This is a genomic window from Streptomyces sp. NPDC046557 (genome assembly GCF_040645975.1).
Lineage (GTDB): Bacteria > Actinomycetota > Actinomycetes > Streptomycetales > Streptomycetaceae > Streptomyces.
On sequence record NZ_JBEYZH010000002.1, the window covers coordinates 644,877 to 668,568 of the forward strand.

19 protein-coding genes are annotated in these 23,692 nt (G+C 71.3%); 7 read left to right on the plus strand and 12 right to left on the minus strand.

Translation table 11 applies throughout. From position 1 onward, the window contains the following. Positions 1-8: 8 nt before the first annotated feature. The 5 genes from ABZ934_RS08150 to ABZ934_RS08170 all read right to left on the minus strand — a co-directional run bounded on the left by ABZ934_RS08150 (position 9) and on the right by ABZ934_RS08170 (position 8,789). The gene (locus ABZ934_RS08150; RefSeq protein ID WP_361309931.1) at positions 9-929 is read right to left on the minus strand and encodes an ABC transporter permease; all 921 of its coding nucleotides are present in this window, start codon (positions 927-929) and stop codon (positions 9-11) included. Between the two features lie 31 nt (positions 930-960). Continuing rightward, positions 961-1,884: an ABC transporter permease gene (locus tag ABZ934_RS08155; protein WP_361309934.1), complete on the minus strand. Its 924-nt coding sequence runs from the start codon at positions 1,882-1,884 to the stop codon at positions 961-963. Positions 1,885-2,056: 172 nt separating this feature from the next. After that, positions 2,057-3,700, minus strand: a complete 1,644-nt coding sequence (locus ABZ934_RS08160) for a peptide ABC transporter substrate-binding protein (RefSeq protein WP_361309937.1) — start codon at positions 3,698-3,700, stop codon at positions 2,057-2,059. A gap of 435 nt (positions 3,701-4,135) precedes the next feature. Then, positions 4,136-6,040 (minus strand): translational GTPase TypA, encoded by a 1,905-nt coding sequence (gene typA / locus ABZ934_RS08165; protein WP_361309940.1) that lies wholly within the window; start codon positions 6,038-6,040, stop codon positions 4,136-4,138. 292 nt (positions 6,041-6,332) lie between these two features. Beyond that, positions 6,333-8,789 carry an ABC transporter substrate-binding protein gene (locus tag ABZ934_RS08170; protein WP_361309943.1) on the minus strand — a complete coding sequence of 819 codons (2,457 nt, stop codon included), beginning with the start codon at positions 8,787-8,789 and terminating at the stop codon, positions 6,333-6,335. A gap of 377 nt (positions 8,790-9,166) precedes the next feature. On the opposite strand from ABZ934_RS08170, the gene ABZ934_RS08175 reads away from it, so the two are divergent. From ABZ934_RS08175 to ABZ934_RS08190, 4 genes are all read left to right on the plus strand, one after another. After that, positions 9,167-9,388, plus strand: a complete 222-nt coding sequence (locus ABZ934_RS08175; protein WP_361309946.1) for a hypothetical protein — start codon at positions 9,167-9,169, stop codon at positions 9,386-9,388. A gap of 101 nt (positions 9,389-9,489) precedes the next feature. Then, a complete protein-coding gene (locus tag ABZ934_RS08180) occupies positions 9,490-10,326 on the plus strand; it encodes a hypothetical protein (protein ID WP_361309949.1) in 837 nt (278 codons plus the stop codon). 1 nt (position 10,327) lies between these two features. Continuing rightward, a complete protein-coding gene (locus ABZ934_RS08185; protein ID WP_361309951.1) occupies positions 10,328-12,247 on the plus strand; it encodes a fumarate reductase/succinate dehydrogenase flavoprotein subunit in 1,920 nt (639 codons plus the stop codon). Further along, a complete protein-coding gene (locus ABZ934_RS08190) occupies positions 12,244-13,020 on the plus strand; it encodes a succinate dehydrogenase/fumarate reductase iron-sulfur subunit (RefSeq protein ID WP_361309954.1) in 777 nt (258 codons plus the stop codon). Before ABZ934_RS08185 ends, ABZ934_RS08190 begins: the two co-directional genes overlap by 4 nt. Before the next feature lie 115 nt (positions 13,021-13,135). Here ABZ934_RS08190 and ABZ934_RS08195 read toward each other — a convergent pair whose 3' ends face one another. From ABZ934_RS08195 to ABZ934_RS08220, 6 genes are all read right to left on the minus strand, one after another. Continuing rightward, positions 13,136-15,751 (minus strand): SpoIIE family protein phosphatase, encoded by a 2,616-nt coding sequence (locus tag ABZ934_RS08195; RefSeq protein ID WP_361310322.1) that lies wholly within the window; start codon positions 15,749-15,751, stop codon positions 13,136-13,138. A 157-nt stretch (positions 15,752-15,908) separates the two neighbouring features. Further along, a complete protein-coding gene (locus ABZ934_RS08200) occupies positions 15,909-16,337 on the minus strand; it encodes an ATP-binding protein (RefSeq protein WP_361309956.1) in 429 nt (142 codons plus the stop codon). A 217-nt stretch (positions 16,338-16,554) separates the two neighbouring features. Further along, a complete protein-coding gene (locus tag ABZ934_RS08205) occupies positions 16,555-16,959 on the minus strand; it encodes a (deoxy)nucleoside triphosphate pyrophosphohydrolase (protein WP_361309958.1) in 405 nt (134 codons plus the stop codon). 62 nt (positions 16,960-17,021) lie between these two features. Beyond that, complete coding sequence (locus ABZ934_RS08210; protein WP_361309961.1) at positions 17,022-17,216, minus strand: SPOR domain-containing protein; 195 nt, start codon at positions 17,214-17,216, stop codon at positions 17,022-17,024. Between the two features lie 292 nt (positions 17,217-17,508). Beyond that, a complete protein-coding gene (locus tag ABZ934_RS08215) occupies positions 17,509-18,261 on the minus strand; it encodes a GntR family transcriptional regulator (protein ID WP_361309964.1) in 753 nt (250 codons plus the stop codon). 170 nt (positions 18,262-18,431) lie between these two features. Next, positions 18,432-19,523 carry a DUF4190 domain-containing protein gene (locus ABZ934_RS08220; RefSeq protein WP_361309966.1) on the minus strand — a complete coding sequence of 364 codons (1,092 nt, stop codon included), beginning with the start codon at positions 19,521-19,523 and terminating at the stop codon, positions 18,432-18,434. Between the two features lie 285 nt (positions 19,524-19,808). Here ABZ934_RS08220 and ABZ934_RS08225 point away from each other — a divergent pair, with 285 nt between their 5' ends. The 3 genes from ABZ934_RS08225 to ABZ934_RS08235 all read left to right on the plus strand — a co-directional run bounded on the left by ABZ934_RS08225 (position 19,809) and on the right by ABZ934_RS08235 (position 22,868). After that, a complete protein-coding gene (locus tag ABZ934_RS08225) occupies positions 19,809-20,924 on the plus strand; it encodes a pyridoxal-phosphate dependent enzyme (protein ID WP_361309968.1) in 1,116 nt (371 codons plus the stop codon). 192 nt (positions 20,925-21,116) lie between these two features. Beyond that, entirely contained in the window at positions 21,117-21,929 is an 813-nt protein-coding gene (locus ABZ934_RS08230; protein ID WP_361309971.1) for an isocitrate lyase/phosphoenolpyruvate mutase family protein, read from the plus strand. A gap of 45 nt (positions 21,930-21,974) precedes the next feature. Then, entirely contained in the window at positions 21,975-22,868 is an 894-nt protein-coding gene (locus ABZ934_RS08235) for an EamA family transporter (protein WP_361309972.1), read from the plus strand. A 28-nt stretch (positions 22,869-22,896) separates the two neighbouring features. On the opposite strand, the gene ABZ934_RS08240 is transcribed toward ABZ934_RS08235, so the two are convergent. Next, positions 22,897-23,688 (minus strand): trypsin-like peptidase domain-containing protein, encoded by a 792-nt coding sequence (locus ABZ934_RS08240; RefSeq protein WP_361309975.1) that lies wholly within the window; start codon positions 23,686-23,688, stop codon positions 22,897-22,899. Positions 23,689-23,692: the final 4 nt, after the last annotated feature.

A 23,692-nucleotide genomic window follows, 5' to 3' on the forward strand; every position in this document is an offset into this window, starting at 1 on the left:
CCGCCCTTCTAGCGCAGCTTCGGGTCAAGGGCGTCGCGGAGCCCGTCACCGACGAAAACGAAGCCGAGAACCGTCAGCACGATCGCGATGCTGGGGTACGTCCAGAGGTAGTCCTTGACGCCCATGAAGTCCTTGGCGGCGGCGAGCATGTTGCCCCACTCCGGCTCCTCCGGGCTCACACCGACGCCCAGGAAGGACAGCGAGGCTTCGGCCACGATGGCACCACCGACGTTGAAGGCGGCGTAGGCCATCACGGCGGCGATGGAGTTGGGAAGGATGTGGCGCAGGATGATCCGGCGGGTGTTGGCGCCCAGGGCGCGCGCCGCCAGCACGTAGTCGGCCTCGCGGACCGACAGGATCGAACTGCGCAGCAGTCGCGAGACCGTCGGCCAGGAGAAGACGGCCAGCGAGATGATCACCGGCGTCACCCCGCGGCCCATCACGATGATGATCACGATGGCGCCGATGAGCAGCGGGAAGGCGAAGAAGACATCGGCGATGCGCATCAGCACCGAGTCGGTGCCGCGGCCGAAGTAACCGGCCAGCGCGCCGACGACGATGCCGATGACGCAGGCCAGGAAGATCGAGGCGAGACCGACGACGACGGCGATACGGGTGCCGTAGAGGATGCGCGAGAGCTGGTCGCGGCCGAGCGCGTCCGTGCCCAGCAGGTGGTTCCCGCCCGGGCTCTGCAGCGTGTTGGTCAGGTCCTGGGCGTACGGGTCGTGCGGGGACAGCAGGGGCGCGAAGATCGCGGTCAGGAACAGCAGAGCGACCAGCGCGAGGCCGACGACCGCGAGCTTGTTGGCCAGGAAGCGGTGGCGGATCTCGCCCCACTGCGTGACGCGGGCGACCGCCGGCTCGGCGGGGGCGGCCGGCGCCGTTTGAGCGGGCCCCGCCCCAGCTGTGCTCTTGGTGAGCTCGGACATGGGAGTGACTCCTAGAACAGGCTGCCTGGAATCAGGCGAGACGGATGCGCGGGTCGAGGACCGCGTACAAGAGGTCGACGATCAGGTTGAGCAGAACGAACACGGCGACGCCGAAGCTCACCACGCCGATGATGATCGGGTTGTTCTGCTGCTGGACCGCTTGCACGAGCGCGAGTCCGATGCCGTCCCAGTTGAAGATCGCCTCGGTGATGAGCGCACCACCGAGCAGCGTTCCGAACGAGATGCCCAGGTACGTGACGACCGGGATGATCGAGTTGCGCATCACATGCTTGAAGAGCACCGTCCGCCGGGGCAGACCCTTGGCGACGGCCGTCTTGACGTAGTCGGCGCGCAGCACTTCCAGCATGGTGCCGCGCATGAGGCGGGCGACCAGCGCGGCGTCGAGGATCGCCAGGGTGAAGGCGGGCAGGATCAGGGAGTTGGCGGTTCCGTCGGAGATCAGCGGGAACCACTGCAGTTCGACGACGAACGCCTTCTGCAGCACCATGCCGATGACGAACGACGGGAAACCGACGGCCATCGTCGTGAGCAGCGTGATCAGCACGTCCCAGAACGAGTATCTGAACAGCGCCGCGACCAGGCCCGCGAGGAGGCCGATCACGATGTCGATGACGATGGCGGTGATGGCCAGCTCGGCGGTGTTGACGAGCTTGGGCTGCAGGATCTCCGTCACCGGTCGGCGCTGGGTGAAGTCCTCGCCGAGGTCTCCCTTGGCCAGGTTCGTCACGAAGTGTCCGTACTGGACGGGGAGCGGATCGTTGAGTCCGTAGCGCTCCCTGAGCTGTTCGATGACAGCCGGGTCGCGGGCCTTGTCACCGCCGAGCGAACCCACGGGGTCGCCGGGGAGGATGAAAAGACAGCAGAAGAGCACAATCGTCGCACCGAAGAGGACGACCACCATCTGCCCGAGCCGGCGGATCACATATCTGCCCACGATGCCTCCTTCACATACTGAGCGTGGGAATGGGCGGCATCATCCGATCGGGAGAGGGGCCGCCGCCGGGCGCCGGTAGAGGGGTGCGCCCGTGACTGAACGAAGGCCGTGGAGAGAGGAAGTTGCTCCGTCCCCACGGCCTTCGCTTACCTGCTTGTGTGTGGAGGGGCCGCTACTTGAGCGAGATCTCCGCGAGGGTCGGGTCCTCGTAGAAGTCCATGTTGATGTTCTTGAACTTCTTGGTGTTGGCCAGGCGGTACTGCGTGCGCTGCCACAGCGGGATGACACCCTGGTCGGTGTCGACGGCGAGCTTCTCCGCCTGCTTGTACAGGGCGGCGCGGGCGGCGTCGTCCTTGGTGGCCTTGGCGGTGACGAGCAGCTTGTCGAACTCCGGGTTGGAGTAACGGCCGCGGTTGTCGCCCTGCGCCTTGCCGGTCGTCGGGTCCTCACCGATGCCGGTGGTGCTCAGCAGGGGGGTCATGAAGTTGTCCGCGGTCGGGTAGTCGGCGGTCCACGCCTGACGCCACAGACCGGAGGTCGCCTTGTCCTGCTGGGTGGCCAGCGCCTCCTTGAACGGCTTGCCGTCCAGCTTGACGTCGAGGCCGAGGACGTCCTTCAGCTGCTGCGCGACGGCCTGGACCCACTCTTCGTGGCCGGCGCCGGTGTTGTAGCCGAAGTTGACGACGGTGCCCGGCTTGAGGCCGCCCTTCTCGGCGTACTCCTTGGCCTTGGCGACGTCCTGCTTGACGCAGCTGCTGCAGACACCGGCCTGGTAGACGTCGGAGAACGACGGCGGCAGGAACGCGGCGGCCGGCTTCTGCAGACCCTGGAAGACGCCCTTGGTGATCGCCTCGCGGTCGATCGCGTAGGAGATCGCCTTGCGCGCGTCCGGGTTGTTGAAGGGCGCGTTCTGGTTGAAGAGTTCCAGGTAGTTGATCCCGGAGAAGTCACCGGAGATCCACTCGCCCTGCGGGTCGTACTTGGCCTTGGCCGCGGTCTGCTGCGGCGTGGGCATACGGGCGTAGTCGAACTGGCCCGACTGGAAGCCCTGGTACTCCAGCGTGTTGCCCTGGGCCGGGTTCAGGATCTTCGCCTCGACCTTGTCGAGGTGCGCCTTCTCCAGGCCGTAGTCGTCGTTGCGGACGAGCGTGATCGACGTGTTGTGCTGCCACGGAGCGGTCATCTTGAAGGCGCCGTTGCCGATGGGCTGGTCGTTGAACTTCTTGTTGTCACCGGCGCCGGCGACCTTCGGCACGGGGCTGAAGACGGAGTGCGCGGTCTTCTTGACGAACTCGAAGTCCGGGATGGACAGCTCCACCTTGAGGGTGGTGGCGTCCACGGCCGTCAGACCGGCGAACTTGTCGCTCTTGCCGGTGTGCAGGTCCTCGTAACCGGCGATGTCGGCCATGTGGTACGAGACGTCGGAGGCGGACGCCTTGGCGGAGACACGGGTCCAGCCGCGGACGAACGCCTCGGCGTCGACCGGCTCACCGTTGGTGAACTTGGTGCCGGCCTTGATCTTGAACGTCCAGGTCTTGCCGTCGTCGCTCGGCGTGCTGGACTCGGCCAGCTTCGGGATCAGCTTGCCGTCGTTGGACGTGTCGTACAGCCCGGTGAAGAGCGCGCGGGCGATGACGATGCCCTCGGACTCCTGCGCGTTCACGGGGTCGATGGCGGTCGGCTCGGTGATACCGAAGCGGAACGTACCGCCCGACGCGCCGTCAGACTTCTTGTTGTCGCCACCGCCGCACGCCGTGGCAGCCATCGCCACGATGACGGCACCCACGACCCACTTGGCGCTCGTTGCTCCGCGCATGGGTAATTGCCTCCTCAGGAGTCACTGTCGATAGTGAAGGGCCGTCCCCCGCTGACACCCCTGACAGCGAAATCCGGTCCCGTCGTGTGCTCGTGAGTCGACGCTCCCCACAGCGTGTGACCCATTGACCCGAGCTCAATGGAGCCATCCTCGGCGACACCCACACCGTAAACCACACTTACGGGGTCTCGTTTTCACAACATCACCGCATAGCGAAAACCCGAAATCCGGACAAACGGATAGGAGACAGACACGTGCGAAACGGACGGTTAGCTCACCATCCGGAGTGTCACGGTCGGTATGCGGACACCAGACGACATAAATCCGCTTGACAAAAGCGACCGGCCCCTCCCCTCACGGACATCGTGAGGGGAGGGGCCGGTCGACCGAACGGCTTTCAGCCGCCGCCGGAGCGGGGCTCGGGCAATTCGCCTGTCACTTACCGGACTTGGCACGCGACGCGGTGCGCGAGCGCTCCTTCTGGTCCAGGACGACCTTACGGATGCGGACGGCCTCCGGGGTCACCTCGACGCACTCGTCGTCGCGGCAGAACTCCAGGGACTGCTCCAGGGAGAGCCTGCGGGGCGGCACCACGTTCTCGGTGTTGTCCGCGGAAGCCGCACGCATGTTGGTGAGCTTCTTCTCCTTGGTGATGTTCACGTCCATGTCGTCGGAGCGCGAGTTCTCACCGACGATCATGCCCTCGTACACCTCGGTGCCGGGCTCGGTGAACAGCACACCGCGCTCCTGGAGGTTGATCATCGCGAAGGGGGTGACCGCGCCGGCGCGGTCGGCGACCAGCGAACCGTTGTTACGGGTCACCAGCGGGCCGAACCACGGCTCGTGGCCCTCGTGGATCGAGTGGGCGATACCGGTACCGCGGGTGTTCGTCAGGAACTCCGTACGGAAGCCGATGAGACCGCGCGACGGGACGACGAACTCCATGCGCACCCAGCCGGAGCCGTGGTTCGACATGTTGTCCATGCGGCCCTTGCGGACGCCCATGAGCTGCGTGACGGCGCCCATGTGCTCCTCGGGCACGTCGATCGTCATGCGCTCGACCGGCTCGTGCACCTTGCCGTCGATCACCTGGGTGACGACCTGCGGCTTGCCGATGGTCAGCTCGAAGCCCTCGCGGCGCATCTGCTCGACCAGGATGGCGAGCGCGAGCTCACCACGGCCCTGGACCTCCCAGGCGTCCGGGCGCTCGGTGTCGAGCACGCGGAGCGAGACGTTGCCGACCAGTTCGCGGTCCAGACGGTCCTTGACCTGGCGGGCGGTGACCTTGCGGTCCTTGACGGCGGACTTGGCGTCCGCGCCCTTGCCCGTACCGCCGCGACCGACGAGCGGCGAGGTGTTGGTGCCGATGGTCATGGAGATGGCCGGCTCGTCGACCGAGATCAGCGGCAGCGCGATCGGGTTCTCCGGGTCGGCCAGGGTCTCGCCGATCATGATCTCGGGGAAACCGGCCACCGCGCAGATGTCGCCCGGGCCCGCCACCTCGGCCGGCTTGCGGGTGAGCGCCTCGGTCATCATCAGCTCGGTGATGCGGACGTTCGACATCGTGCCGTCACGCTTGATCCAGGCGACGGTCTGACCCTTGCGCAGCTCACCCTGCTCGACACGGACCAGGGCGATGCGGCCGAGGAAGTTGTCGGCGTCCAGGTTGGTGACGTGGGCCTGGAGCGGGGCCTCCTCGTCGTACACCGGGGCCGGGACGTGCTCCAGGATCGTGGAGAAGAACGGCTCCAGGCTGTCGCTGTCGGCGGGGACGGTGCCGTCCTCCGGCTTGGTCAGCGAGGCGATGCCGTCACGGCCACAGGCGTAGACGATCGGGAACTCGATCTGCTCCTCGGTCGCGTCCAGATCCAGGAAGAGGTCGTACGTCTCGTTGACGACCTCGTCGATCCGCGAGTCCGGGCGGTCCGTCTTGTTGATGCAGAGGATGACCGGCATCTTCGCCTGGAGCGCCTTGCGGAGCACGAAGCGGGTCTGGGGCAGCGGACCCTCGGAGGCGTCCACCAGGAGGACGACGGCGTCCACCATCGACAGACCGCGCTCGACCTCGCCACCGAAGTCGGCGTGGCCGGGGGTGTCGATGATGTTGATCGTGATGGGCGCCCCGCCGTCCTTGGGGTGGTACTTCACCGCCGTGTTCTTGGCGAGGATCGTGATGCCCTTCTCACGCTCCAGGTCGTTCGAGTCCATCATGCGGTCGTCGAGGTGCTGGTGGGCGGCGAAGGCACCGGCCTGCTTGAGCATGGCATCGACGATGGTCGTCTTGCCATGGTCGACGTGGGCGACGATGGCGACGTTACGGATGTCGTGGCGCGTGGGCACTTCGGCGCTTCTCCCGGGATCGTGGATGGCGGCGCGTACGGTCCGGCACGCGAGCCTTGAGCCGGGCGGAAACCTGCCACGGCCTTACCCCATGGTACGTCGAATGGCGGGAACCGCATGCCGTGGGGTCTGTCAAGAGGCCGGACGACTGAGCGGGGGCGGGTGTGGAGTGGGGTGCCGCGACCCTGGCAGTCGCCCGCATTCGCCTGGGATCAACGCGGGTCAACGGGTATCCACGACCTTGCCCGCCGGGTGTCCGGCGGGCAAGGCAATTGAGTCACATCTGAGGTTGCTACTTCTTTCCGTTCTTCTCCGGGGCCGCGCCCGGCTTCTTCCAGCCGATGTCCTGGAAGCGGGGGGTGCCGAGGCCGAAGGCGCCCGCGTTGACCAGGTTCGGCTTGACGGCCACCAGCTCAGGACGCTGGTAGAGCGGGATGGACCCCGCGGCGGCCCAGATCCGCGCGTCCGCCTTGCGGATCAGCTCGCGCGACTGCTCCTCGTCGAGCTCACCGAGCGCTTGGTCGAAGAGCTGGTCGATGTGGTCGGTGCCCACCCGGGTGTAGTTCTGCTCCACGAGCAGCGATCCGTCGGCGGCCGGCGCCGGCTTGGCGAAGATGGGCCGGGCGTCGGTGGCCGGGTAGGCCGTCGCGGGCCAGGAGTAGAGCGCCAGGTCGTACTGGCCGGAGGCGATGTGGTCCTTGAAGAAGCTCTCGTCGGCGACCTTGGTCAGCTCGGTCTGGATGCCGACCTTCCGGAGCATCTGCGAGATCCGCTCGCCCACCGTCCGCAGCGCCTCCGAGCCGGGGCCCGCGGGAAGCACGAACCGCAACGTCAGGGGCTTGCCGTCCTTGGCGAGCGGGGCGCCGGCCCGGTTCTGCTTGGCCGGGGCCGCCGGGGCCGGGCTGACCTTCGCCGGTTCGGGCGCGGGGGCCGGGTCCTTGGCGTCGGCGCCGTCCTTGGCGTCCGCGCCGTCCTGGCCGTCGCGGGCCGCGGCCCGCTTGGCGTCGTCGATGACCTTCGTCGCCTGGGCCAGCAGCGCCTGCTCCTGCTGGACCGCGAGGGGGGCCGGGGCGAGCACCGGCGAGGGCCGGCCGGCGGTGGCGTCCGGCGCGAAGCGGTCCGCGTCGACGATCTCCCCGTCCGGGGCGTACAGGCCCTCGGGCAGGCTCGCCTCGGCGGGCAGCATGCCCGCGCTCCGCAGACCGCCGCGGGCCCGGTGGTCGCCGGGCCGGCCCGCCCGGACGCCGTGCCCCGCGCCCGCGGGCTTGTCGTCGCCGTTGCGGTCGTCCTGGCCGACGATGTAAAGGCCGTCGTTGCCGGTGCCGGGGCCCGAGGGGGTCTTGCCGTCGTCCTTCGCGACGACCCCGTCCTCGCCCTCCGGGCCCGCCTTGGCGCCCGACGGCTCCTTGATCTTGCCGCCCCGGTGCCAGCCCGCGTCGGCCAGCAGCGCCTGGGCCGCCTGGGTGTCCTGGCCGCCGAGGGCGTCGCTGTTGTCGGCGTACGCGCGCTGCCCGGCCAGTGCCAGGTGGCTGCCGACGGGCTTCGCGGGCAGGCCGAGCGGCTTCAGTACGGTCTCCGCCAGGGCCTTGCGGTCGATGGCCCGGGCCACCGCGCGCCGGACCCGCTCGTCGGAGAGGGGACCGGAGGCCCCGTTCATGGCCAGCTGTGTGTAGGCGGGCTCCAGCGACTTGCGGACCATGAAGGTGCGCAGGGCCGCCTGCTCGTCGGCGTACTTCTTGGCCGCGTCCGCGTTCCTGGCCCGGGTCTCCTGCTCCTCCCGGGCCTTGTTCTCGTCGGCGCCGTACGCCAGCGCCCAGGACATGGTGGCCTCCGCGGCCGTCATCGAGGCGCCGGGGCCGTGCGCGCCGCTCCCCTGGCCGGCCTCCCGCTGGGCCAGGGCGATCCGGTCGGCGCCCGCGCGGTCGACCTCCGCCATGTCGAGCCGGCCCGCGGCGAGGGCGGCCGGGCGCTCGGAGCGCGGAACGGCGGTCAGGACGAGGCTGTCCAGCTTGGCGGGCCGGCCCCACCAGCGGGCGTTGCGGGTCAGCGCCGCCGTGCCGGTCTTCTTGTCGATGGTGCCGAGGTTGAAGGGTCCGGCGGTGACCTTGAGGGCGCCGCGCGCGCCCTCGTTGAAGGACTCGGGGGTGCCGGTGACCTGCTTCGGGTAGAGCGGGCTGAACAACGAGCGCCAGTCGGTGTACGGCTTGGCGAAGGTGACCTTCACCTCCAGGTCGGTCTTGCCGCGCTCGATCTTCTCGATCCGGTCGTAGCCCGCGTTGCGCGCGGTCCAGTACGCCGAGTCCTTGCCGTTCAGGGCCCGCCACTGGGCGACGAAGTCGGCGGCGCCGATCTCGCGGCCGTCGCTCCACACCGCCTGCTGGTTCAGCTTGTACAGGACGACCTGCTTGGGCTCCCGCTCGACGATCTCCGCCTTCTCCAGGTAGTCGGGATCGGCCACCGGCCGTCCCTTGTCGTCGAGCGTGAACAACTGCGGCAGCACCGCCCCGGCGATCCGGGCGGTGGTGCCGTCGGCGTCGGCCTGGAAGGTGTTCAGGGTCTCCGGCAGGGCGTCCACGGCCCAGCGCAGCACGCCGCCGTCGGCGACCCGGTCGCGGGCCGTCGCGGCGATGTCCTGGCCGGCGGCGACCGGACCGCCCTCGTCTTCACCCGCGCCGCATCCCGCGAGCAGCGGCAGTGCGAGGACTCCCGAGGTCAGCAGCGCCAAGGACCTGCGCCTTCTCTGGGTCATGGGTGGTACCTCCGGGGCGGGGCGTGGGCGGAGCCTGAGCGTGAAGCTTGATCAATTTGGCGGTATATGGAGCTGATCACACTGCCTGCGAAACCCACTGAAATCGACGGCCCGCCGGGTGCCCCGGAGGGGGACCGCGCCACGCCGCGAACCCCACCCGTGCGGACCAATCCCCTTGCGGCACGGTGTTCCCGAGGGCATCGGCTTGAGGGGCGTTCCCCCGTACGAGGGATGAGAATGGGGGCAGGGAGGGGCGCACACATCGCGCCTGCGCGCCCGCAATCGCTGCACGTCCCTTCACAACGGGGGAAGGGAAGCGCGACACTCGCAGGCGCCCAGGAGCATTGCCACCGCACGCGCGGAAGTGAGGGCACGTCATGTCCCTGCAAGACGATTTGACCGCCGTACGACGGAATCTGAACGAGCTGGTCCGCTCTGTCGAGCGGCTGGAACAGGATGTCGCCCGCCAGGCCCCGGCCGCCTCCGGGCCGGCCGGCCGAGAGGGCATGGTCAGCGTCCCGGACACCCCGTACGACAGCACGCTGTGGACGGATTCCGACGACGAGGGCCTAGGAGCCCGCGACCGCCGGGCCCCCTGACCCGGCATACTCCCCCGCACACCCACCCCATCAGACCCGGCCGCCGCAGTACGCGGCCGGGTCTCCCGGGCCACCCCTCTTCACTCCACCCGGAGTCCCCCTTGGCCACAGGCACGGACCTGCCCCCATCCCACCGGCCCCCTCGGGCCGGCGGTGTCCACGAACCCTCCCGGGCCGCCATCGCGGCCCGTCACCTGCGGACCGACCGGTGGTGGCTCTCGCCCGCCGGCACCGCGGCCGGATTGCTCGCCTTCATCGCGTACTCCACCTGGCGGGCCTTCGCGAACGCCGACTACTACGCGGCCCCCTACGTCTCGCCGTTCTACTCGCCCTGTCTGGCGGAGAACTGCCGGACCATGCGCGGCGGCCCCAACCTGGACCTGTTCGGGAGCTGGTGGGGTCTGTCCCCCGCGCTGCTGATCCTGATCTTCCCGCTCGGCTTCCGGCTGACCTGTTACTACTACCGGAAGGCGTACTACCGGGGTTTCTGGGCCTCGCCGCCCGCCTGCGCGGTCGCCGAGCCGCACACCGCGTACACGGGCGAGACCCGTTTCCCGTTGATCCTGCAGAACGCGCACCGGTACTTCTTCTACGCGGCGCTCCCGGTCGCGGCGATCCTCACCTACGACACGGTGCTGACCTTCCGCAACAGCCGTTACGAGTGGGGCCACATGGGCCTCGGCACGCTGCTGTTCGTCGTCAACATCATGCTGATCTGGGCCTACACGCTCTCCTGCCACTCCTGCCGGCACATCATCGGCGGCCGCCTCAAGCACTTCTCCAAGCACCCCGTCCGCTACCGCCTGTGGGGCTGGGTGAGCCGGCTCAACGCCCGCCACATGCAGCTCGCGTGGGCCTCGCTGATCAGCGTCGCCCTGTGCGATCTGTACGTCTACCTGGTGGCGAGCGGCGCCTTCACCGACCCGAGGATCTTCTGACATGGCTCAAGTCGACCGACAGCAGTGGGACGTGGTCGTGGTCGGCGCGGGCGGCGCCGGGCTGCGGGCCGCGATCGAGGCCCGCGAACGCGGCGCCCGTACGGCCGTGATCTGCAAGTCCCTCTTCGGCAAGGCCCACACGGTGATGGCGGAGGGCGGGATCGCCGCCTCCATGGGCAACGTCAACGAGGGCGACAACTGGCAGGTGCACTTCCGCGACACCATGCGCGGGGGGAAGTTCCTCAACCAGTGGCGCATGGCGGAGCTGCACGCCAAGGAGGCGCCCGACCGGGTATGGGAGCTGGAGACCTGGGGCGCCCTGTTCGACCGGACCCGCGACGGGAAGATCTCGCAGCGCAACTTCGGCGGCCACGAGTACCCACGCCTCGCCCACGTCGGGGACCGGACCGGTCTGGAGCTGATCCGCACCCTCCAGCAGAAGATCGTGGCGCTCCAGCAGGAGGACTTCAAGGAGTTCGGGGACTACGAGGCCCGGCTCAAGGTCTTCCAGGAGTGCACGGTCACCCGCGTTCTGCTGGATCGCGGTCCCGACGAGGGGGACAGGGTCTCGGGGGCCTTCTGCTACGAGCGCGAGACCGGCCGGTTCTTCGTGCTGGAGGCCCCGGCGGTGGTGCTGGCCACGGGCGGGATCGGCAAGTCCTTCAAGACGACCTCCAACTCCTGGGAGTACACCGGCGACGGCCACGCGCTGGCCCTGCTCGCCGGGGCCCCGCTGCTCAACATGGAGTTCGTGCAGTTCCACCCCACCGGCATGGTCTGGCCGCCCTCGGTGAAGGGCATCCTGGTCACCGAGTCGGTGCGCGGCGACGGCGGGGTGCTGCGCAACAGCGAGGGCAAGCGCTTCATGTTCGACTACATCCCGGACGTGTTCAAGGAGAAGTACGCGCAGTCGGAGGAGGAGGGCGACCGCTGGTACGAGGACCCGGACCACAACCGGCGCCCGCCCGAGCTGCTGCCGCGCGACGAGGTGGCGCGGGCCATCAACTCCGAGGTGAAGGCCGGACGCGGCTCACCGCACGGCGGGGTGTTCCTGGACGTGTCCACGCGGATGCCCGCCGAGACCATCAAGCGGCGGCTGCCGTCGATGTACCACCAGTTCAAGGAGCTGGCGGACGTCGACATCACCGCGGAAGCGATGGAGGTCGGACCGACCTGCCACTACGTGATGGGCGGGATCGCGGTCGAGTCGGACACCGCCGCCACCCTCGGGGTACCGGGGCTGTTCGCCGCCGGCGAGGTCGCGGGCGGCATGCACGGCTCGAACCGGCTCGGCGGCAACTCCCTCTCCGACCTGCTGGTGTTCGGCCGGCGGGCGGGGCTGCACGCGGCGCGGTACTCGACCGGTCCGGGCGCGCCGCCCGCCGTCTCCCAGGCGGAGGTCGACGCGGCCGCCGCCGAGGCGCTGGCCCCCTTCCACGCGGAGGAGGGCGCGGAGAACCCGTACACGCTCCACCAGGAACTCCAGACGACGATGAACGACCTGGTCGGCATCATCCGCCGCGAGGGCGAGATGGCCGAGGCGCTGGAGCGGCTGCGCACACTGCGGGCGCGGGCCGCGCGGGCCGGGGTCGAGGGCCACCGCCAGTTCAACCCGGGCTGGCACCTGGCACTGGACCTGCGGAACATGCTGCTGGTCAGCGAGTGCGTGGCGCGCGCCGCCCTGGAACGCACGGAGAGCCGCGGCGGCCACACCCGCGAGGACTACCCGTCGATGGAGCGCGACTGGCGGCCGGTGAACCTGCTGTGCCGGCTGGTCGAGCCGGGGCCCGGGGACGACCCGGCCGCGGACCGGATCCGCCTGGAGCGGACCCGTACCGAACCCGTACGCCCCGATCTGCTCGCCCTCTTCGAGAAGGACGAGCTGGCCAAGTACCTCGCCGAAGAGGAGCTCTCCGAGTGACTACCTACGACGCCCGCTTCCGGATCTGGCGGGGCGACCCGGAGGGCGGGGACCTGCGGGACTTCACCGTCGAGGTGAACGACGGCGAGGTGGTGCTGGACATCGTCCACCGGCTCCAGGCCACGCAGGCCCCGGACCTCGCCGTCCGCTGGAACTGCAAGGCGGGCAAGTGCGGCTCGTGCAGCGCGGAGGTCAACGGCCGGCCCCGGCTGATGTGCATGACCCGCATGTCCACCTTCGCGCGGGACGAGACGATCACCGTGACCCCGCTGCGGGCGTTCCCGGTGGTCCGCGACCTGGTGACGGACGTGTCCTTCAACTACGCGAAGGCGCGGGAGGTGCCGGCCTTCGTGCCGCCGCCGGGGGTGGCGGCGGGCGCGTACCGGATGCAACAGGTGGACGTGGAGCGCTCGCAGGAGTTCCGCAAGTGCATCGAGTGCTTCCTGTGCCAGGACACCTGTCACGTGGTGCGTGACCACGAGGAGAACAAGAGCTCCTTCGCCGGTCCGCGGTTCCTGATGCGGGTGGCGGAGCTGGACATGCACCCGCTGGACGCCGCCGCCGACGAGGGGCTGGACCGCAAGCGCACGGCGCAGGAGGAACACGGACTGGGCTACTGCAACATCACCAAGTGTTGTACGGAGGTCTGCCCCGAGGGCATCAAGATCACCGACAACGCGCTGATCCCGCTGAAGGAGCGCGCGGTGGACCGCAAGTACGACCCGCTGGTGTGGCTGGGGAACAAGATCCGCCGGCGTTCGGAAACCTCCTGACCGTCTCCGGGCGACCCGGCGCGGCCCGGCACGCGCGATCCGACCTCGCGCGCTGCCGGGCCGCGGCGGTAGCGCCGGCCCGGACCGGACCCACCCATCTGCCCCGCCGGCCCGGCTACCCGTACATGCCGAGCAGTTGTTCGGCCGACAGCTCCGTCACCGGTTCCGCGGCGGCGCCCGGGAGCGGGAGTTCGAACCACACGGTCTTGCCCCGGTGGGTCCGCCGCGTGCCCCACCCGGCGGACAGCAGCCCGACCAGCTGGAGACCGCGACCGCCCTCGTCGGTGTCGCGCGCCCGCCGCCGGCGCGGCTGCGCCAGGTTCGCGTCCCACACCTCGCACACCAGGGTGCGGTCCAGCAGCAACCGCAGCCGGATCTCCCCCTCCCCGTAGCGCAGGGCGTTGGTCACCAGCTCGCTCACCAGCAGTTCGGTGGTGTCCAGCAGCCCCTCCAGGCCCCACGCCGGCAGCTTCGCCCGCGCCAGCTCCCGGGCACGCCCCACCGACCGGGCCTCGCGCGGCAACTGCCAATCCCCGACCGCGTCCACCGGGAGCCCCTGCACCCGTGCCATCAGCAGGGCGATGTCGTCCTCGCCGTGCCGGGTCTCCAGGGTGTTCAGCACGTGGTCGCAGACCTCCTCCAGCGGACGCGCCGGGTCGGCCAGCGCCTCGCGCAGTCCGCTCAGCCCCTCCTCCAAGGGGTGGTCGCGCGATTCGACGAGCCCGTCGGTGTAGAGCGCGAGCAGCGCCCCCTCGGGGAGGTCGACCTCCACCTCCTCGAACGGCTCGCCGCCCACCCCCAGCGGCATCCCGGTCGGCACCTCCAGCAGCAGCCCGGGGCGCGGCGGGGCGCCCTCCTCGGCGGGTTCGACCAGGACCGGCGGCATGTGGCCGGCGTTGGCGATCGTGCACCGCCGGGTCACCGGGTCGTAGACGGCGTAGACGCAGGTGGCGAGGTAGACCTCCGAGCGGTCGGCGTCCCTCGAATGCAGCGCGGCGCGGGACGCCTGCTGTGAGCCGCCCGGCGCGCCGAGGCCGCGGGCCACCTCGTCGAGGGCGGAGAGCACCTCGGCCGGTTCCAGGTCCAACAGGGCCAGGGTCCTGACGGCGGTCCGCAGTTCGCCCATCGCGACGGCGGCGCGCAGCCCACGGCCCATCACGTCCCCGACGACCAGGGCCGTGCGGTGGCCGGGCAGTTCGATGACGTCGAACCAGTCGCCGCCGACCTCGGTCGCCGCGTTCCCGGGCAGGTAGCGGCAGGCTATGTCCAGCCCTGCCGCCTCGGGGTCCCCGGGCGGCAGCAGGCTCCGCTGGAGGATCAGGGCCCGCTCGTGCTCGCGCCGGTAGAGGCGGGCGTTGTCGATACAGACGGCGGCCCGCGCGGCCAGTTCCACCGCGACCGCCCGGTCGCGTTCCCCGAACGGTTCGCTGCCCTTCGTACGCGAGAACTGCGCGAGGCCGACCACCGTGTCGTGGGCGAGCATCGGCACGACCAGCGTCGACTGCACGAGGTCGTCGGAACCGGCGGCCTCGACGAGGCGGGGCCGGGCCGTCCGCAGGGCCAGGGCGCCCGGCGACCCGGGCGGATAGCGGTGGGTCTCGCCCACCGAGACCGGCGCGCCCGGCCCCGACAGCGGGGCGTCGGACACGGCGGAGGCGAAGGCCACCCGCCGCAGCGGCGCGGACGGCGCCCGCCCGGAGCCCTGACCGGGCAGGGCCGGCATGCCCCGACGCCGGCCCTGGGGCCGGGCGGGCCGGTCGTCGTCGCCGAGCAGCAGTCCCTGGTAGAGGTCGACGGCGGCCAGGTCGCAGAAGCCGGGAACGGTGACGTCGAGGAGTTCTCGGGCGGTGGTCTCCAGGTCGAGGGAGTTGCCGATCCGGTGCCCGGCCTCGTTGAGGAGGGCGAGGTTGCGCCGGACCCCGGCGGCTTCGCGGGCCGCGAGGTGGCGCCGGGTGACGTCGATGCCGATGCCGGCGATGCCGATGGGGCCGCCGGTGCCGTCGTGCACCCGGTAGAGGTTGATCGACCAGTGGCGGTCCTCCCGGCTGCGCGGGGTGGCGCCGGTGATCCTCAGGTCGTTGACGGACTCGCCCGTCTCCAGCACCCGTCGCAGGGCCTCGGCCATCCGGTCGGCCTCGTGCGGCGGCAGGTAGTCGTGGACCGTGCGGCCCCGGTGCTCCTCCGCCGCGCCGCCGAAGACGGTGGCGAACCGGCGGTTGGCGCGCTGCACCGTGAGGTCCGTACCGAACAGCAGGAAGCCGAAGGGAGATTGACCGAATATGGCCTGCGAGGCAGCGAGATCGGATTCGATCCGGCGCAGCGCGCGTACGTCGACGACGACACACAGGGCGGCCCGCCGGCCCGTCTCCGTCCGCGTGGGCATCACGTAGATCTCCGCGACCCCGTGCGCACCGTTCCCGTCGGGGATGCGGAAGGGGATGAGACCGGTCCACTCCTCCCCGTCGAGGATCTCGGCGACCTTGCGGTGGCCGCCGGCGCGCAGCTCCGGCGGCATGAAGGCGTCGACCGGATCGCGTCCCACCGCCTGGCCGGCGGTCAGGCCGAAGAGTTCCTCGGCACGCAGGCTCCACTGGTCGATGAGACCGCCCGGGCCGATCGAGAACGACGCGACCCTTATGTAGTCATATATCGAGCCAGGCGGGCTGCTGTGCCACAGGGAGTCGTGCCACGCCTCCCCGCTCACGCGGGCCTGATGTGCCTGTGCAGGTATCTCGCTCACGCGACCGTCCCCTCCAGCTCACCGCAACCGGACCGGCCATGACCGAAGTATTCAGCACCACGGCCCGGGACGGCACGGCGTTCACGATCACAAAAAGGTCCCGTTGTTTTGAGCCATTCTGGATGGTGGTCGGCCACCCTTCACCTTGTTACTCACCAGGAAGTGCCAACTCGAACCACACAGTCTTGCCCGACTTCCCGTGCCGGGTCCCCCAGCGCCGGGCGGAGACGGCCACCAGGTGCAGGCCCCGGCCGCTCTCGTCCTCCGGCTTCGCGACCCGCTCGCGGGGCGGATCCGGAAGCGGATCCGAAACCTCCACGATAAGCGCCGGACCCGAGGCGGTGTCCCCGGCGGCGCGGTCGCGCCGCTCCAAGCGGACCCCGATGGGGCCGGAGGCGTAGCGCAGGGAGTTGGTCACCAGCTCGCTGACCAGCAGAACGGTCACGTCGCCCACGGAATCCAGTCCCCAGGCGCGGAGCTTTCCGCGCACGGCGTGGCGAGCGGTGCGGACGGCACCGGGCTCGGCGGGGAAGGCCCACTCGGCGCACTCACCGTCTGTGTCGATCACGCCGATCACTTCCCGGGCCGCGGCGGCCCCAGTCGGGTTCAGCAGGGACGTTTCGGAGACGAGATAGGGATTAATAGCGACATACCCGATATCCGAGGCCTCGTACCACCCCTTCCCCCGGTCACCGGCGCACTGTGGCGCAGACGGCCTACAGGGTGAGCCGCCGTGCGCCCCCTTCTTTTTCCGGGGCTCGGTTCGGGTCCGGGGCGCGGGTTGCCGAAGGTGCTTACTCGCGCGGGTGGAGAAAGAGGCGGCGGGCGGCTTCGGCGACCGCCGGGCGGTCCTGGTCGAGCCAGTCCACCGAGTCCAGTTCGTCCGGGCCGAGCCACCGCAGTTCGTCGTGGTCCTCCAGCGGCTCCGGGACCCCGGACACCAGCCGGGCCGTCCACACGTGCAGGACCAGGCCGGGCCTGAGCGGCCACTCGCCCGGGATCCGCTCCAGCGCCTCGGTCTCCACGCCGAGTTCCTCGCGCAGTTCGCGCACCAGCGCCTCGGGGACCGTCTCGCCGGGTTCGGCCTTGCCGCCCGGGAGTTCCCACCGGCCGGCCAGCTCGGGCGGCGCACTGCGCCGGGCGGCGAGCAGGCGCCCGTCATGACAAAGGGCTCCGCCCACGACCACGCGTACAGTCATGGGCGGAGCCTATGTCAGCGCGCCGACAGCCCCGGCGCCCGGTGATCCGCTCGGGACGTCGCTCAGTTCGTGGTCGCGGTCTGGGAGCCCTGACCGACCCGCTCGACCCAGTAGACCTGCTTGTGTCCTCGGTCGTCGAGGCTGTCGACGACCTTCTGGGCCTCGGCCCGGGTGGCGTACCGGCCCACCCGGTAGCGGTTGCCGTTGTCGTCCTGACGTATGACCAGCCATGAGAGCAGGGCACCGCTGTCGTTCATCGCGTTTCACCCTCCGCCGATGTGCCTGCCCGGGAAACCGCATTGCGCATATGCCGGAGCTTACGCCCGACCTTTACTGTGCGGATACGGTTTTTCACCAAGAGGTACCTGGCAGGCGTACGCATCCGGCCACGCGTACGAACACACCGCGCGTGCACCGGCGCACATCCAGCACCGGCATTCACAGGGCGCACGCCCGGCGGGCCTCACACGCCCGGCGCACGGGGCCCACACGGCGGGGTCACATCGCGGGGTCGGGCGGCGGGGTTGCGCGCCGCTCCCCGCCCCGGGGTCACCGCACCGGCAGGTGGTACGCCAGGCGGTACCGGTCCGCCGGCACCACGACATCGGCGGTCTCGACGGCCAGGCCCGAGGCGTAGTAGGTACGGCCCACCACCAGGACCACGTGTCCCGGGACACCGCCCAGCAGCGCGATCTCCTCCGCGAGCCCCGGCCGCGCGCCGACTTCCTCCACCACGTTGTCCACGACCACGTCGATCGCGGCCATCCGTTCCACCACCCCGGACCCGCCGAGCGGCCCCTCCTCCGGCAGCATCACCGGGGTCCGGCCGGTCACGGCCAGCGGCTCCCAGGAGGTGGAGAGCATCATGGCCTCCCCCGCGTCACGGAAGACGTACCGGGTCCGCATGACCCGGTCCCCCGGCCCGACGCCCAGCCGCTTCGCGATCTCCGGCGGGGCGTCGACCTGTTCGCTGTTCGACTCCCAGGTGCCGCGCGCCCCCGCGTCCGCCTGCTCCTGGCGGAACGGCGTGGACGGGCCGCCCGTCCGGTAGCCGGAACGGGCCACCCGCCGCGGCACGGGCTGCTCGCGCACATACGTACCGGAGCCGGAGCGGCCCTCGACGAGACCCTCTGCCATGAGGACCTTCCGGGCCTCCAGTGCCACGGTGTCGGACACCCCGTACTCCTCGCGGATACGGGCCTGCGACGGGAGCCGGGCGTGCGGGGGCAGGGACCCATCGACGATCTTCTGTCGCAGATCCCCGGCGACGCGCAGATAGGCCGGCTGCTCACCGAAAGTCACTGGCCACTCCCATCAGGTTGACAGACAGCTACACCCTGGCAACCCATGGTTGTACGCCGCAAGCAGAGGCCAGAGTTTCACCCGAAGTGATGAAGCCAGGTCACTCAAACCCGTTAGCGCGCGTTACCTACCGTCCCGCCTCGCGCGCGCCGTCCCGCGGTCCCCCACCGTCACACCCGCTCGGACGACGGCCCCTTCGACGAAGGACCCTTCCCGGAACCGCCGCCCATGTCCCCCGGGCCCGGCCGCTGCCACGGCGGAACGTCCGTCGACAGGCCGTACGCCCCGCGCAGCGCCTTTTCCGAGTCGACCGTGACCGTTTCAAGCGCCCGGTCCCACGCCTCCTGGAACCGGTCGGGGGTCGTCGCGCTCGCCGCCCGCCGCCACTCCCTGCGCGCCGCCTCGATCTCCCTGATCCGCGCCGTCGCCGGAGCGGCAACCTCGGGGCGCGCCTTCGAGGCGGTCTCCAGCATCCGTGCCTCGCCGCCCAGCGCCGTCTCCACCTCCCGCGCCCACGTCCGGTACTCCGCGAGCGCGCCGTCGACGTCCGTCTCCGGCTCGCGCCCCATCGCCTGGTCGACGCCGTTCATCGCCCGCAGGAACGTCACCTGGTCCGGTTTCAGGGTTCCCTCGTCGTTGCGCAGGGAGCCCCGGTGCTCCTTGGTGGCCGTGCCTATGACGCACATCAGTCGCCGGTCCCCGCTCCGCCACGACTCGCGCGAGGGCGCGAAGTAGTACATCTCGGCGTAGTCGGGCACCGCCCAGCTGTCCATGGCGTAGGCGTCCTGGGCCTTCCAGCACGCGGCCGTGGCCTTCTGCTTGAGCCGCTCCGGATTCGGGAAAGCGGAGTCGTCCATGCGGCCCGAGGACGTCACCTCCGCGTGGTGCACCGCCTCGCACCCCGTCTTGTAGGCGATCGTGTGCCCGGCGAGCAGGTCGCCGCCGGGGACGTTGAAGCAGTCGCCGGGTCGCAGGTCGCGCATGTCCGTCAGCCGGCCGTCGACGTACTGACGGGCCCGCTCCGAGCCCAGGCGTCGGAAGAAGGGGTCGGCGTACCGACCCGTGGCGTAGACCAGGGCCGCGCTCATCGCCAGGGACACCACCAGGCCCATCACGGCCAAGGCCCTGCCCCGGTCGCCCTTGCGTGCGATCTGCACCAGCGCGACGACGGCGAAGACGACCCCCAGCGGCGGCAGGCAGAGCAGTCCGACCGGCAGCGAGGCGGCGGCGAAGCCGTTGAGCGCGGGCGGCAGCGGGGTCACGGGCGAGCCCCACACGGACGGCGCGGGCGGCGGGGGCCAGTAGTGGCCCGGGCCGGGGGGAGGAGGCGGTGGGGGCGAAGTGGTCACGAGGCGGGGTGCTCCATCACAAGGGTGCGCGGGGCGCGAGGGCGCGGGGCGCGGACGATTGCGCGCATAGTACGAGGCGGGGGCACCCGGACTGCCGGTCGCCCCCGCGTTCACCGACCGACAGCACGGCCCCCTCCGGCGCGGGCCTTCAACGGGCCGTCGCTGCCGCGGCGTTGCCGCCGAGCAAAGGAGACACGCGTGACGTACGCACCCCCCGGCTATCTCTGCCCCGTCGACGGCACCCGGGCGGAGGTGGCGACCGCGAGGTGGTGCTGCCCGACGTGCGGTGGCCCCTGGGACCTCGATTTCACGCCGGACCCGTCCGTGCCGCTGGAACCGGCGGGCGGTACCTGGTCGTTGTGGCGGTACGGGCCCGTGCTGCCGCTGCCCGGGGAGATCCCCATCTCGCTCGGCGAGGGGCACACCCCGCTGGTGCCGCTGACGGAGCGGATCCACGCCAAGCTCGACTTCCTGATGCCGACGCTGTCCTTCAAGGACCGGGGCGCCGTGATGTTGGTGGAGTTGGCGCGGCGGCTGGGCCCGGAGCGGGTGGTCGCGGACAGCAGCGGCAACGCGGGGACGGCGTTCGCGGCGTACTGCGCGCGGGCCGGCCTGACCTGTGAGGTCTTCGTGCCGGAGGGCACCTCGGAGAAGAAGACCGAGCGGATGCGGGCGCACGGGGCGGCGGTCCGGGTCGTCCCGGGCGGCCGGGAGGCAGCGGCGCGGGCGGCGCGGGCGGCGGCAGACGTGCCGGGGGTCTTCTACGCCAGCCACGTCTTCAACCCGTACTTCCTACACGGGACGAAGACGTACGTGTACGAGATCTGGGAGCGGCTCGGGGGACGGCTGCCCGAGGCGCTGGTGGTCCCGGTGGGCAACGGCACGCTGCTGCTGGGCGCGGCGCTGGCGGTGGCGGAACTGTCCCGGCGCGGGGTACGGCCGCCCGCGCTGATCGGGGTGCAGGCGGAAGCGGTGTCCCCGCTGGCGGCGGCGTTCGCGGCGGGCGCGGACGACGCGGAGCCGGTGGTGCAGCGGCCGACCCTGGCGGAGGGCATCGCGATCCCGGCCCCGCCGAGGGCCCGGCAGATCCTGGCGGCGGTCCGGAAGTCGGGCGGCACGATCGTGACGGTGTCCGACGACCGCCTCCGCGCGGCCCGCGCGGACCTGGCCCGACGCGGCCTGTCGGTCGAACCGACGGCCGCGGCCTGCTGGGCGGCGGTCTCCCCCGCCTCCCCCACCAACCCCCTGGGAACCCGCACGGCAATCCTTCCCCTCTGCGGCGCCGCCGCCCCCGCCGGCCCAGCCGGCGTCTGAGGCGCGGGGACCGGGGCGGGAGCCCGATCTCCCACCCCCGTCGGCGATCGAGGCGCGGGGACCGGGGCGGGGCCCCGAAAGCCCGGCGCAGCCGGGGCGCGCGGCGGGACGCTGCGCGGCCCGCCCGGCCACCCCGCGACCTCGTCGGAAAATGGCCAGCCCCGACCCCCCGCCTTCTGGTGGACTGCCCCCATGACGACAGCCACCGCAGCCCGCGCACTCGCCTTCGCCGCCCTCCACACCCCCGCCTCCCCCCTCGCCCTCGCCAACGCCTGGGACGTCGCCGGCGCCCGCCTCGTCGAGGCCGCCGGCGCCCCCGCCGTCGCCACCACCAGCGCCGGCGTCGCCTGGTCGCTCGGCTCGCCCGACGGCGACGCCCTCGCCCGTGACCGCGCGCTCGAACTCATCGCCCGCGTGGCCGCCGCCGTCTCGGTACCCGTCACCGCCGACATCGAGGGCGGCTTCGCCACCGACCCCGCCGGCGTCGGCGAGACCGTCACCGGCGTCCTGGCCGCCGGCGCGGTCGGCATCAACATCGAGGACGGCAACCGCGCCCCAGCCGATCACGCCGACCGCATCGCCGCCGCCCGTGCCGCCGCCGAAGCCGCCGGGGTCCCCCTCTACATCAACGCCCGCGTGGACACGTACCTGTTCGGTCTCGGCGACCCGGACACCCGCCTCGACGCGACCCTCGCCCGCGCCGCGGCCTACCTGCGCGCCGGGGCCTCCGGCATCTTCGTCCCCGGTGTCACCGACCCCGCCACCGTCGCGGAACTCGCCAAGGGGATCGACGCCCCGCTCAACGTCCTCGTCGGCCCCGGCGCCCCGACCGTCGCCGAACTCGGCGCCCTCGGCGCGGCCCGCGTCAGCCTGGGGTCGGCGGTCGCCCAGGCCGCGTACGCCGTCGTGCGCCGCGCCACCGAGGAACTGCTCACCACCGGCACGTACGACGCTCTCTCCGACAGCCTCCCCTACGGGGAGCTGAACGGCCTGCTCGACCGCTGATCCCCGAAGGCCGACCGGGGCCGCCCGTCGCCGTAGGCTCCCGAGGTGCGCACATCCAAGATCTCCGGCTCCGTATGGATCGCCCTCACCCTCGTGTACGTGCTGTGGGGCTCGACCTATCTCGGCATCCGCGTCGTCGTCCGGACGATGCCGCCGTTCCTCTCCGCCGGGGCCCGGTTCATCACGGCCGGGCTCCTGCTGGCCGGGATCGTCGCCTGGCGCTTCGGCCCGTCCGCGCTCCGCGTCACCCGCGCCCGGCTCGGCTCGGCGGTGCTGGTGGGGCTGCTGCTGGTCCTCGGCGGCAACGGCCTGGTGGTGCTCGGCGAGACCTCGGTCCCCTCCGGCCTCGCCGCCCTGCTGATCGCCGCCGTCCCGATGTGGCTCGTGGCGCTGCGGGCGGCCACCGGCGACCGGCCGCCGCCGCGCACCGTCGCCGGGGTGTTCCTGGGGCTCGTCGGTCTGGCGGTGCTGACCAGTCCCGGGATCGGTGGCGAGGTGCGCCTGTCGGGGGTGTTGCTGGTGCTGGCCGCCTCGGTGTTGTGGGCGCTGGGCTCGTTCGCCTCCTCGAAGCTGCCGATGCCGACCAACCCGTTCGCCGGCAGCGCGTACCAGATGCTCGCGGGCGGGGTCGGCGGTGTTCTCACGGGTCTCGCCCGGGGCGAGCAGCACGGCCTGCGTCCGGCGGACTTCTCCACCGCCTCCTGGCTGGCGCTCGGCTACCTCGTGCTCTTCGGCTCGCTCGTCGCCTTCACCTCGTACGTGTGGCTGCTGCGCTCGGCGCCGCTTTCGCTGGTGGCCACGTACGCCTACGTCAATCCGGTCGTCGCCGTCGCGCTGGGTTGGCTGATCCTGGCCGAGCCCCTGACCTGGCCGATCGTGACCGGCGGCGCGATCGTCGTGGCGGGCGTGGGGCTGATCGTGAGTACCGAACGCGGCTGAGGCGTGGAGCGGGCCGCGCGGGCCCGGTTCAGCCGCGGGCGGCCCGCTCGTACAGCGCCTTCGCCCGTTCGTCGTAGAGCGCGGCCGTGGAGTCCACGTCCGTGTCGCCGCCGCTGAGCACCCCGATGAGCCGGCCCGGCCGGCCCGGGCCGCCCCGGTCGGCGATCCACGGGCTCCCGCTGGTACCCGTCCAGAACCCCGAGCAGCTGATGTAGAGCATCGCGGGGTCGTCATCGTCGTGCCGCGTCTGCGTGGTGCACGACACCGGCTTGTTCTGCGGGTTGCGGTCGGGCTCCGGGTACCCGACGACGGTGACCTCCCGCTCGTAGCCGGAAGTCCAGTCGGGTTTCGGCGCCTCGTCGCGACCGACGCGGTCCTGCACGCTGTGGCCGTCCTCGTCGGGTTCGACGGTGAGGAAGGCGAAGTCGGCGGTCTCGTCGCCCCACTTCGTCCAGCGGTCGTCCACCTGGATGGACCGGACCTTCCACAGCCCGAAGGGTCGGGTACCCGAGCCCGCGCCGGAGAATGCGGGGGCGAAGGCGAGCTCGCCGATGGCCTGGCCGTCGTGCGCGGCCTCGCCCGGTTGTCCGTCCTCGCCGGCCGGGGCGACGCAGTGCGCGGCGGTGGCGACGACGTTGCCCTTGGGGCTGTCGACGACGCTGGCCGTGCACCAGTGCTCGCCGCCCGCCATCAGCACGCCGACGGTGGGGAAGGGGTGCACCGCCCGGTCGCCCGTGGCCTCGACGAACGCCACGCCGAACACCGCCGCGATCCCGGCGGCGGCCAGCGCGCCGATGACGGCGCGTCCGCGTCCCCTCACCGCC